This window comes from Vibrio sp. 2433-A1, assembly GCF_056726085.1.
The window spans coordinates 163594-174778 of the sequence record NZ_JBRESC010000010.1 but is presented as its reverse complement, the minus strand read 5'-3'; the positions used below and the strand labels follow the sequence as shown (position 1 = coordinate 174778).

The window sequence follows — 11185 nt, the reverse complement described above, 5'->3', positions numbered from 1 at the left end:
CACCCGTCCGCCGCTCGACGCCCTTAACGTTCCCCGAAGGTTCAGTTAAGTCGTTTCCGCTCGACTTGCATGTGTTAGGCCTGCCGCCAGCGTTCAATCTGAGCCATGATCAAACTCTTCAATTTAAGATTTTGTCGGCTCAATGAATACTGAACATTACATAAAGTAATGTTTGAATTGACTGTGCTGAGTCTTGCGACTCGTTGGTCACTTCGTTTCATTGAAACCTAATTTGATACCGCTCTTTACTAAGAGAAATATCTAATTGGATTATCATCAACGAGTGCCCACACAGATTGATAGGTTTATATTGTTAAAGAACTTTCTTCTTTGTGACTCACATCACTTCGGAAGAGGCGGTCATTTTAGCGAGATAAAGTTTAGTGTCAACCACTTTTTTTCAAACTTTTTTCAAGCGTTTCCGCTTGGCTAATGGACCTTGCTAACTGGGCTCTCGTTTCTTTCGAACCGCTCCCGTGTCAGCGAGGGGGCATTATAGAGATCGCCATCACATTGGCAAGCCCTTTTTGCAGTTTTTTTTGATTTTTTTGTCTTTTGCGTATTTTCTATTCAAAACGACCTGTTTTTACCACTTTTCTCTGCCTCTCTAGGCGAGTTTCCCTCTATATAAGGAGAAAAAATGAGCTCTCTACGCAGTTACAAAGGAATTTCCCCACAAATTGGTCAACGCGTCTATATAGATAGCAGCTCTGTTTTAGTCGGAGATATTAAGATAGGTGACGATTCGAGCATCTGGCCGCTCGTTGCTGCTCGTGGTGATGTGAACCATATTCATATCGGTGAGCGTAGCAATGTTCAAGATGGCTCTGTATTGCATGTCACTCACAAGAATAAGGAGTACCCCGAAGGTTACCCGCTAATTATCGGCAATGATGTCACTATCGGCCACAAGGTGATGCTGCATGGCTGTATCATTAAAGATCGCGTTTTAGTCGGTATGGGTTCGATCGTGTTAGACGCCGCTATTATAGAAGAAGAGGTGATGATTGGTGCTGGCAGTCTAGTACCACCAGGAAAACGACTCGAAAGTGGTTACCTTTATGTTGGAAGCCCAGTCAAGCAAGCTCGCCCCCTCAACGATAAGGAACGAGCTTTCTTACAGAAGTCTGCGGATAATTATGTGCAGAACAAAGAAGATTACCTTCACGAGGTTAAAGAGGTTAATTAACGACCTCTATATTACCTTCTGAGTTAAATTCTTCCTCTTCAATCAGTTCTTCAGCAAGCTCTTCAAGATCGAATCGATATTGTGAAAAGACTTCCAGAGCTTGCTGTTCGTTCTCGATATCCTGTCCCGACAACTGCCTCAGTTCATTAATGCTCACTAGGCATTGAATCAGAGCACCTGATTGCTGCGCCGGAAAGAGAACGGCTTGTTTGTCTTCATCCCATGTTTGCATGTCAGGGAATAAGATCGATTGATTCATTACAATCCCTCTAGGTTCTTTCTTAACTCACGTAAAATTTGTTTGGTGCCAGGTCTTAAGCCACGCCAAAGCATAAAACTTTCTGCTGCTTGACCAACCAGCATTCCCAATCCATCAAAGACGCGCACTACCCCATGCTCATGCGCCCACTGATTGAAGGTCGTTTTACCAGCGCCATACATCATGTCATACACAACAGCCTGTTCAGTAAAGATAGCTGCGGATATATCTGGTAGCTCACCACTTAAGCTAGAAGAGGTGGAATTGATGATCACATCAAACGCTTGGTTCACTTCACTCATCTCACAAGCGCTAATCGTTCCATACGGAGCAAACATATCAGCTAACAGTTGCGCTTTCGCAAAGGTTCGGTTGGTAACAACAATTTCAGCGGGCTGCTGATCTAATAGTGGCTTAATGACGCCACGCGCGGCACCACCAGCACCAATAAGTAAAATACGCGCTCCCTTTAAAGGTGCTTGATATTGAAGTAAGTCTTGAACTAACCCTTCACCATCGGTGTTATCACCAATAATCTCACCATCATCGAGCTTCTTCAGCGTATTCACTGCCCCAGCCAATTGAGCACGTTCTGTCAGTCGAGTAGCAAAGCGATAAGCATCTTCCTTAAATGGAACCGTGACATTACAGCCTTTACCACCTTGAGCAAAAAACTCAGACGCCGCTTGTTGAAACGCGTCCTTATCTGGGCTTTCTGCAGTATAGGTCAATGACTGATTGGTTTGACGAGCAAATAGGGTATGAATAAAAGGCGATTTACTTTGAGAGATAGGATTACCAAAAACGGCATAGCGATCTATTTGCTGAGTCATTTCCTTTACCTGCAGAACTAAAAAAGGGCCAATGCGAAACATTGACCCTATCACTATCTATATATTGAAGAAAGTCTTACCACTCTCTTGGCTTGAGGTAATGTTCGTATAGCTCAGCTTCTGCAGAACCCGGCTCAACTTGGTAAGCATATTCCCAGCGCGCTAACGGTGGCATCGACATCAAAATGGATTCTGTTCGACCACCACTCTGCAGACCAAACAGAGTGCCACGGTCAAACACTAAGTTAAATTCAACGTAACGACCTCGGCGGTATAGTTGGAACTGACGCTCACGTTCACCATACTCAGTCTCTTTGCGACGATCGACGATCGGCAGATAGGCATCCATATAGCCTTGACCAACCGCTTTGATGTACTCAAAGCACTTATCGAATTCCCAATGATTAAGATCATCAAAGAACAGACCACCGACACCTCTAGTTTCATCACGGTGTGGCAGATAAAAGTATTTATCACACCAAGCTTTATGCTCTGGGTAGACTTCACTACCAAATGGCGCACACACTTCTTTCGCGGTGTTGTGCCAATATTGTGCGTCTTCTTCAAAAGGATAAAACGGCGTTAAGTCGAAGCCTCCGCCAAACCACCAGATAGGCTCTTCGCCCTCTTTTTCAGCAATAAAGAAACGCACGTTGGCGTGCGAGGTTGGTACATATGGGTTATTAGGATGCATAACCAATGACACCCCCATAGCTTCAAAACGACGTCCTGCCAATTCAGGTCGGTGCGCTGTCGCTGAGGCTGGCATTTCTTTACCTTGCACATGAGAAAAGTTCACGCCGCCTTGCTCAAACACAGCGCCTTCTTTCATCACGCGAGTTCGACCACCACCACCTAGCTTCTCACCAGGCTCACGGTGCCACTCATCCTCGACAAATAGTGCTTTACCATCGGCTTGCTCTAATTGCTGACAAATAGAGTCTTGCAGTGCCATGAGAAATTGTTTTACGGCTAATTTATCTATCGCTGACATTCGACTTCCTTTATTGCAGGGTTAACCCTGTCTCAATACTTGTGCGGTTCTTGCATCACGAATTTCACTCGGGTTTGTTCGACCACCCGTTTGCCCTTCTAGCACAGCCACCAATTTATCCCCAAGGTGCTGATAAACTTGCTCAGTGGTGAGACACGGCGGCTCGCCCGTTAAGTTCGCGCTGGTAGAGGTTAACGGCTTTCCAAATGCATTACACATCTTTTGTACTAAAGGATGATCAGTCACACGCACGGCAATCGAGTCATGTTGCCCCGAAACCCAATTAGAGACTTTATCACTGCTTGGCATGACCCAAGTGACAGGTCCAGGCCAAGTTTGCTGCACTCGCTCTAGCTGTTCGGCGCTCAAAGCTTGCTGATCAATATAAGGCAGCAGCTGCTGGTAATTAGCGGCAATCAGAATAAGCCCTTTCTCTACCGGGCGCTGTTTAAGTTCTAGTAGCTTTTTTATCGCACTCGGGTTATCAGGATCACAGCCAACCCCAAACACGCCTTCTGTTGGGTAGGCGATCACTTCACCCTGTTGTAGTGCACTGAGTGCTCGCTCAAAGTTACTCACCTAAGCATCCTATTTGATTAGCGGTTTGAGTTAAGTGTACAAATAATCGTTAGTCGTGGCTAAAGCTATTTAAGTGCCAATCTTTCATCTGCTGATCCAAACCAGACGCAAACGTTTGCTTAGTGATAAAATCCCCGTATAATGCGCTCAAATTATTTGCTCACCAATTCTACGCAGCTTTGAAGGAGTTTGAGATGAAAGTCGGTATCATCATGGGTTCTAAATCAGATTGGCCAACCATGAAACTAGCAGCAGAAATGCTGGATAGATTCGGCGTTGAGTACGAAACAAAAGTTGTTTCTGCGCACCGCACACCTCAACTGCTTGCTGACTATGCAAATAGCGCAAAAGAGCGTGGTCTGAAAGTGATCATTGCTGGAGCTGGCGGCGCAGCACATCTTCCAGGTATGGCGGCAGCCTTCACTTCATTGCCAGTGCTTGGTGTACCTGTACAGTCACGCGCACTGAGCGGCCTAGATTCACTCTACTCTATCGTGCAAATGCCAAAAGGTATTGCGGTCGGTACGTTAGCTATCGGCGAAGCGGGCGCAGCCAATGCGGGCATTCTAGCAGCGCAAATCCTTGGTACTCACGATAAAGAAGTCATGGCCAAGGTTGAAGCGTTCCGCGCTGAACAGACTGAAACCGTTCTAGCTAACCCAAACCCAGCTGAGGACTAATGCAATGCATGTTTTAGTGCTAGGTGCAGGTCAATTAGCTCGCATGATGTCACTGGCGGGCGCTCCGCTGAACATCAAGATCTCAGCGTATGATGTTGGCAGCCAAAACATCGTCCATCCACTGACCCAGACCGTGATAGGTCACGGCTTAGACAGTGCGATTGAAACCGCTGATGTCATTACAGCCGAGTTCGAACATATCCCTCATGACATTCTTGCGATCTGTGAGCAAAGCGGTAAGTTCCTTCCATCAAGTGAAGCCATCAAAGCTGGCGGAGATCGCCGCATAGAGAAGGGGCTGCTTGATGATGCAGATGTACGCAACGCTAAATATTATGTCATCAACAGCCGTGAAGACTTTGACCATGCGATTGAGCATGTCGGTATTCCAATGGTGCTAAAAAGTGCCTTGGGTGGCTACGATGGAAAAGGGCAATGGCGACTCAAAGATCAAGCGCAAACCGATAGTATCTGGGCTGAAATGGCTGAATGCATTGCCGCTACCGAGACTCAAGCAATTGTTGCTGAAGAGTTCGTACCATTTAATCGTGAAGTCTCTTTGGTCGGTGCACGCACTAAAGATGGCAGCGTTGCCGTCTACCCACTGGCAGAAAACGTGCACACCGATGGTGTTCTAACACTTTCAACCGCGATTGCCGATACAGAACTGCAACAGCAAGCTAAGCAGATGTTCACTGCCGTTGCCAATAAGCTCAACTATGTCGGTGTACTAGCGCTAGAATTCTTTGACGTTGATGGTACGCTACTGGTCAATGAGATTGCCCCACGAGTGCATAACTCTGGTCACTGGACTCAACAAGGTGCAGAGACCTGTCAGTTTGAGAACCACCTACGTGCGGTATGTGGACTGCCGCTAGGCTCAACCAAGCTGATTCGCTCTACTTCGATGATCAACATTCTTGGCGAAGATACCCTTCCTCAAGCGGTGCTTGAAATGGATGGTTGCCATGTGCATTGGTATGGTAAAGAGAAGCGCGCGGGCCGCAAAATGGGTCATATCAACGTTTGCGGAGACTACAACGGTGAGCTGCAGCGTAAGCTTTGTGCACTAGCAGATAGCTTAGACAAAGACGTCTTCCCTGCGGTACACGAGTTTGCCGCAAACTTTTCTGAGTAACCCTCACAAACAATAAAAAAACGGCGCACCCAGCGCCGTTTTTTTAATCTTGTTGAATGTGGTGACACTTTCGGTCAGCACATTGCAGCTTATCACCACTGGCGAGCTTTTTTTCTACCAATAGCGGATAGCCACACTTCTCACACTTGCCTGAAACCGGAGGCTGATTAACGGCAAACTTACATTTAGGGTAGTTATCACAAGCATAAAACAATTTACCAAAACGAGTTTTACGCTCAACCAATTGGCCTTTATGACATTCAGGGCACGAGTGCGTTTGCGGGGCCTGCTCTTGTTTAGGTTGATCGAGAGACTCGATATGGTGACAACTTGGGTAGTGACTGCAGCCAATAAACATGCCGTAGCGACCCTGACGTAATACCAACTCATTACCGCATTCAGGGCATGGCACGCCTAACTCTTTAACGATGTGTCCATCGTTTTGATGCAAGGGCTTAATGAAATCACACTCAGGATATTGGTTACAACCAAGGAAAGGGCCATGTTTGCCGTGACGAAGCTGAAGCTCACCTTCACGTTGCTCCGCTTGGCATTTAGGACACGACTGATGCTCCAACGCATGCTCATGCGCTGAAAACAATGTTTGATCAATCTTGTTACTCATATCAACTCATGACGATTAGTGAAGAATACCTTGCTCTTTGGTATACAACAGCTCTTCCATAAGCGTATAAGCATTCTCATTGCCCGGTACATTAAACAGTACCATCAAGACAATCCATTTCAGATCATCCAACTCAAACTCATCGGTTTCTAAACCCATAATACGATCAATGACCATTTCACGAGTTTCTGTCGTCAGGACATTGACCTGCTCAAGGAAGGTTAAAAAACCACGACATTCAATCGATAGACGCTCACACTCTTTGTTAGTGTAAATACGAGTCGAATTGGAAGTACTACACACCGAAATTGCAGAGTGGGTTTCACTTTGCTGCAATGCCGCTAGCTCTTCTAGCCAGACAAGGGCTTTATAGATGTCTTTTTGATGAAAACCAGCGCGAAGAAGCTCGTCTTCTAGCTCATCTTGATTGACTTGTAACTCTGCATCGCTATGGATGTAAGTCTCGAATAGATACATTAGGATATCCATCATCATAGCTAGCCCCTCCCCTTTCGAATATAGCCACCGGAAACTGCAACAACATGCCCTAAAAGCTCAAGCTCTAAGAGCTGCATCATGACTTCCTGCACAGGTATATTGGTCCTGTTTGCAAGAATATCAACTGGTGTAGCCTTACTTCCTACGTTAGCTAACAGTAAAGCAAATGGCAATTCTTCTTTACTATCTATTATATCAAATAGTTCGGGCTGAATAGGTGTCTTATTACCATCAGACCAAGCAAGCAGCGTTTCAATTTCATCGAGAATATCTTGAACCGTTAAAACTAAGCACGCCCCTTGTTTTATCAACAAGTTACACCCTCTAGCACTTGATTGGTGAATTGAGCCTGGTAAAGCGAACACTTCTCGCCCCTGCTCTATTGCATAGCGCGCAGTAATCAGCGAGCCACTTTTCTCTGCCGCTTCAATCACCAATACCCCCAACGACAATCCACTGATGATTCGATTTCGCCTAGGGAAATGATCCGCTTTGGGTTTGGCTAACGGGTGAAACTCGGAGACCAAGGCTCCACCACTGTCGATAATTCGCTCGGCAAGTTCTCGATGCCGAGCGGGATAAATGGTTTTTAGCCCGCAGCCAAGCACCGCTAATGTCGTGCCATTTCCTTGCAGCGCACCATCATGAGCATAACCATCGACCCCAAGCGCTAAACCGCTGGTGACGGCTAGCTCGTGCTCCACCAAACTGCGGGCAAAACTTCTGGCACTGTTTAATCCATCGATACTCGCATTGCGACTGCCGACTATCGCGATTTGAGGTGTTGATAAGCAGCTAGGGTTACCGGAGACAAACAGCAATGGTGGTGCACCTTCAGCTTGTTTGAGCAAATCTGGGTAATGGCTATCCGCTTGGCAAATAATATGGTGATTAGACTCTTGCTGCCATTGCAGACATTGCTCAACCTCACGAGTAAGGGTTTTGCGCCCATTTCAGCGAAAAGTCCAATGTGAGCCTACAGCCCTTTATTTATAAGGGCTGACGGGAACGGCTTATTTGCTAATATCCTTCTTAGGCCACCAGTTCGACCATGCTCTCCTCTCTCCAAGGCTCTAAGTTCTCAAGCAGTTTCTCTAGAACAATATTGTCTTTTTGAATAGTAATATGCCAGTAGCTCTAATCTAAGCGCTCCCACTTGGAGAAGAAATAGGTGCATTTATTTCGAGAGATTTTCCTTGGAACCACTTTCGCCATCCTGTAGTTTGTCTTGATACATGCCCAAGTTGTTCAGTCAAAGCAACCAGAGCGCCATGAGGCAAGAATTTTAATTCCCAAGCTAACATTAATAAACTTTGTACGGTTTCTAAAAGTGCACTAAGTTCTAGTAATAAATCTAGGGCTCGCAATATTCCTTCGAGAGATTTTCCGTACAAATTAGCTTGAACAGAGTAACGAATACACTTCGTGAGTTCGTTGAGGATTTGTTCTCCTGTTGTAAAGCGAAATGCTTTGGGTAAGTGTTGATGTTGGTTCCAATACAATTTGTACAACTTTTGTAAATCATAGTAGAGACGATTATGACGAAACTCTTTATTCAAAATTCAAACCTTAAATATCACCATCAACTCGCAGCAGAGTTGCTGCAATGTGTAAAAACTTCGGGAAGCAGTCAACAAAAATCTGCTAACGCTTTAAAGTTCCCGAAACTATGCCATGAGCTGTCAACCGAAATATTAACTAATACATATCAACCTTATTCTTATCATCATTTTGCAATCACAGAACCTAAGCTTAGAGAAATATATGCCCCTGCATTTAGAGATCGCATAGCTCAAATGTGGATTGCACTACAATTGGTACCTATCATGGAAAATCAATTCATTGATGACACCTATGCTAATAGAAAAGGTAAAGGAACTCTTGCTGCTATTGCAAAAGTTCAAAAACTAATGCGCCAACCACGACATACTTGGGGGCTACAGCTCGACATTTACAGTTATTTCAATAGCATTAATAAAAGAGAGCTTCTAACGCAACTACACAATCTCATTTACAACTCAAAATTAAGCCCATTGCGCCAATATTGCCTAGCCAATCTGATAGAAAAGATCATAGAGCAGGATGCCACGAAGCTACAAAACGAGCGAACTGGAAACCAATACTTACTTAACCAAATCTCGTTACATAAGAAACTACAGTTTAACAATACGGAACAGGTTGGGTTGCCCATAGGTAGCGTTACTAGTCAACTCTTCGGTAATTTTTACCTCAACAACCTTGACCACGAAATAAAACACACACTGAAGGTTAAGGGGTACGTTCGGTATATGGATGATTTATTTATCTTATCTAATTCGCCTGAAAAATTGCAAGAATGGAAAGAACATATTGAATGGTATCTCACTTCTCGCCTGCAATTAAAATTACATCCTACAAAGGTGCATTTATCACCTATTGAGGAGGGGTTTGATTACTTGGGATTTCGTGTATTTCCCCATTATAAACATGTTCGCAAAACCACCATTTCATCATTAAAAGAGCGTTTGCGCTACTTTAATGTAATTCTAGACACTGGCGCGACTAACGTCGTTTTAAAGTCTAGACCAAGTCGTGGAAGATGGAGTAAACATGGTATCCATTATGCACCACTTTACATCCAACTAAAAGCCATGCAATCAACGATAAATAGTTATTATGGACTACTTAGTCAAGCCAATCATTGCCAGTTAAGAAAGCAAATATATCATAATAATTTTGGCGAACTTAAACGTTATTTATTACCCAATAACGGTTATTACACTCACTTCACAATAAAAAAAGGTCTTCACTTTAATAAGATGGCTCCGGATGTTTTATGTTGGCCTGAGACGCAGGATGCGTAGTTCGTGTTGCTCGGATTGTTGCTGTTGACATTGCCATTGTTGAGGTTCACGTTGTAATAGTTAGAACCATCAGGCGTCGCCGACCAATAGTTGTTGTTGGTCGGCCAACCGCGCGCGTTTGCATTTATTGTTTAACTCGAAGTGTTGCCTTTCGACTCGCTTCCCTTGAACACCCATAAGGTCATAAATGCCGATAACATACCAGGGCCCACATGTTAACATCGTAACATTAACATTCTCTGAGCACGACATTGTCGCTATGTACCCTGTCGATTTTCCGAGAACCATCTTATTAAAACGTTATATCGCTTGCTTGACAGCAATCAACAACCAATCTAATGAAGAGCTTGAAGCTTTCGTCATCATCACTTTATTAACGATGGCTTCGGGTAAAAACAATCGAACATATCGACGATTTAACAGATCGTCATCACAAGGGTTATAAGGTGATTTCTCTTCAATATCGTCCATTTGAGCACACTGCCCTTGCCTCCAAGACTGCCACTCAGAAAAATCGATGATTATTTCTAACTCAATAACAGCCTCTGTACCTACATCAATTCCGACTTGCTTTAATGATTCTATAGGAAGCCCACCATACAACACCTCTCTTCCATTCAATTTCTTAACCTTTTTCCTTAACACCTTCAATGTCGGTAATTGGTCCTGTTTAGATACCCACTGCTGCCAACCAAAGAGTGATTGCTCATAGAAACGTACAAACATCCCCTCTTTTATACCAACAATACGTTGACTGCTTTCAACCAATGCTAATTTAGTTTCAATATTCACTTATCTTCCCTCCTAAAAAGTGCCAGATGCAACTCTGGCACTTCAAAAATTAAAATTAAAAACTAAAACGTTAAACTCTAAACGCTCAACTTTAAGGATTTGAGACGCAGGATGCGTAGAACGTGTCGCTCGGATAGTAGCTGTTGACATCGCCATTGTCGAGGCCCACGCCGTAATAGTTAGAACCATCAGGCGTCGCCGACCAATAGATGTAGGTGGTCGGCCAACCGCGCGCGGTAAACATATTACCAGATGCGTCGTATAGCTCCACTTTTAACTCGTCTCTTGTCGCTAAACGCCAGTTCGTCCGTCCGCCGAGACTAAGGGTGTTGTAGGTAGTACATAGTGCATTTGCGTTAGTCCAGTTGAATCGGTAGAAATCACCACTTGGGCCGTAAGTTCCATTTTCAGTATAAATACCGTCTGTAGCACTACCGCCAATGCTGTCTAAGTAGGCCTTTGACGGTGAATTGGTAAACAACTTACCACTACCTGTATCGAAGAGTTCAATACATGGACCAGCCAAAGTACTACACACATTCACATCCACCGTATTACTGGTCACGCCATCCTTCGTGGCTGTGAGGGTCGTATTACCCACCTCAACCGCAGACAATAAACCCGCTGGTGACACGGTAGCCGTCGCCGTATCGATAGGCGTCCACGTCACTGAGTTAGACACGTCAGAGGACGTCGCATCACTGAATGTCGCTGTTGCAGTTAACTGCTGAGTCTGACCTTTTGCTACGTTGACC

Annotated in this window: 14 protein-coding genes, 1 rRNA gene and 1 pseudogene; 4 read left to right on the top strand and 12 right to left on the bottom strand. The window is 44.7% G+C overall.

The annotated features are described in order from the left end of the window. Positions 1 to 125: ribosomal RNA gene (locus ACU01J_RS12365) — 16S ribosomal RNA — on the bottom strand; the annotation flags it as partial. A 515-nt stretch (positions 126 to 640) separates the two neighbouring features. Here ACU01J_RS12365 and ACU01J_RS12360 point away from each other — a divergent pair. Further along, on the top strand, positions 641 to 1189 hold the full coding sequence (locus ACU01J_RS12360) for a gamma carbonic anhydrase family protein (RefSeq protein ID WP_481085974.1): 549 nt from the start codon (positions 641 to 643) through the stop codon (positions 1187 to 1189). Here the strand turns inward: ACU01J_RS12360 and ACU01J_RS12355 are convergent. The 4 genes from ACU01J_RS12355 to tsaC form a co-directional block, all read right to left on the bottom strand. Beyond that, positions 1182 to 1448: a DUF1488 family protein gene (locus ACU01J_RS12355; protein WP_481085973.1), complete on the bottom strand. Its 267-nt coding sequence runs from the start codon at positions 1446 to 1448 to the stop codon at positions 1182 to 1184. The genes ACU01J_RS12360 and ACU01J_RS12355 overlap by 8 nt on opposite strands. Then, positions 1448 to 2281: a shikimate dehydrogenase gene (aroE, locus tag ACU01J_RS12350; protein WP_481085972.1), complete on the bottom strand. Its 834-nt coding sequence runs from the start codon at positions 2279 to 2281 to the stop codon at positions 1448 to 1450. Before aroE ends, ACU01J_RS12355 begins: the two co-directional genes overlap by 1 nt. Positions 2282 to 2357: 76 nt before the next feature. Further along, on the bottom strand, positions 2358 to 3275 hold the full coding sequence (hemF, locus tag ACU01J_RS12345; protein WP_481085971.1) for an oxygen-dependent coproporphyrinogen oxidase: 918 nt from the start codon (positions 3273 to 3275) through the stop codon (positions 2358 to 2360). 21 nt (positions 3276 to 3296) lie between these two features. Further along, positions 3297 to 3854, bottom strand: a complete 558-nt coding sequence (gene tsaC / locus ACU01J_RS12340) for an L-threonylcarbamoyladenylate synthase type 1 TsaC (protein WP_481085970.1) — start codon at positions 3852 to 3854, stop codon at positions 3297 to 3299. A gap of 194 nt (positions 3855 to 4048) precedes the next feature. On the opposite strand from tsaC, the gene purE reads away from it, so the two are divergent. Both purE and ACU01J_RS12330 read left to right on the top strand, forming a co-directional pair. Beyond that, positions 4049 to 4534, top strand: a complete 486-nt coding sequence (gene purE / locus ACU01J_RS12335) for a 5-(carboxyamino)imidazole ribonucleotide mutase (protein ID WP_481085969.1) — start codon at positions 4049 to 4051, stop codon at positions 4532 to 4534. A 4-nt stretch (positions 4535 to 4538) separates the two neighbouring features. Next, positions 4539 to 5672, top strand: a complete 1134-nt coding sequence (locus ACU01J_RS12330) for a 5-(carboxyamino)imidazole ribonucleotide synthase (protein WP_481085968.1) — start codon at positions 4539 to 4541, stop codon at positions 5670 to 5672. A gap of 43 nt (positions 5673 to 5715) precedes the next feature. Here the strand turns inward: ACU01J_RS12330 and ACU01J_RS12325 are convergent, their stop codons facing one another. From ACU01J_RS12325 to ACU01J_RS12310, 4 genes and pseudogenes are all read right to left on the bottom strand, one after another. Next, positions 5716 to 6297 (bottom strand): DNA topoisomerase family protein, encoded by a 582-nt coding sequence (locus ACU01J_RS12325; protein WP_481085967.1) that lies wholly within the window; start codon positions 6295 to 6297, stop codon positions 5716 to 5718. Positions 6298 to 6312: 15 nt separating this feature from the next. After that, positions 6313 to 6792 (bottom strand): DUF494 family protein, encoded by a 480-nt coding sequence (locus ACU01J_RS12320; protein ID WP_134836192.1) that lies wholly within the window; start codon positions 6790 to 6792, stop codon positions 6313 to 6315. A 2-nt stretch (positions 6793 to 6794) separates the two neighbouring features. Then, positions 6795 to 7727, bottom strand: a pseudogene (dprA, locus tag ACU01J_RS12315) (DNA-processing protein DprA); the annotation flags it as partial. Positions 7728 to 7937: 210 nt separating this feature from the next. Continuing rightward, on the bottom strand, positions 7938 to 8354 hold the full coding sequence (locus tag ACU01J_RS12310) for a four helix bundle protein (protein WP_199367645.1): 417 nt from the start codon (positions 8352 to 8354) through the stop codon (positions 7938 to 7940). On the opposite strand from ACU01J_RS12310, the gene ACU01J_RS12305 reads away from it, so the two are divergent. Beyond that, positions 8334 to 9638, top strand: a complete 1305-nt coding sequence (locus ACU01J_RS12305) for a reverse transcriptase domain-containing protein (protein WP_481085966.1) — start codon at positions 8334 to 8336, stop codon at positions 9636 to 9638. The two genes, ACU01J_RS12310 and ACU01J_RS12305, sit on opposite strands and share 21 nt — an antisense overlap. Here the strand turns inward: ACU01J_RS12305 and ACU01J_RS12300 are convergent. The 3 genes from ACU01J_RS12300 to ACU01J_RS12290 form a co-directional block, all read right to left on the bottom strand. Then, positions 9581 to 9766, bottom strand: coding sequence for an adhesion domain-containing protein (locus ACU01J_RS12300; protein ID WP_144231874.1), 186 nt, complete (start codon positions 9764 to 9766; stop codon positions 9581 to 9583). The two genes, ACU01J_RS12305 and ACU01J_RS12300, sit on opposite strands and share 58 nt — an antisense overlap. Before the next feature lie 172 nt (positions 9767 to 9938). Continuing rightward, a complete protein-coding gene (locus ACU01J_RS12295; RefSeq protein WP_258450808.1) occupies positions 9939 to 10430 on the bottom strand; it encodes a hypothetical protein in 492 nt (163 codons plus the stop codon). Between the two features lie 91 nt (positions 10431 to 10521). After that, positions 10522 to 11185, bottom strand: a 664-nt coding sequence (locus ACU01J_RS12290) for an Lcl domain-containing protein (RefSeq protein ID WP_481085965.1), incomplete at its 5' end; no start/stop codon positions are given.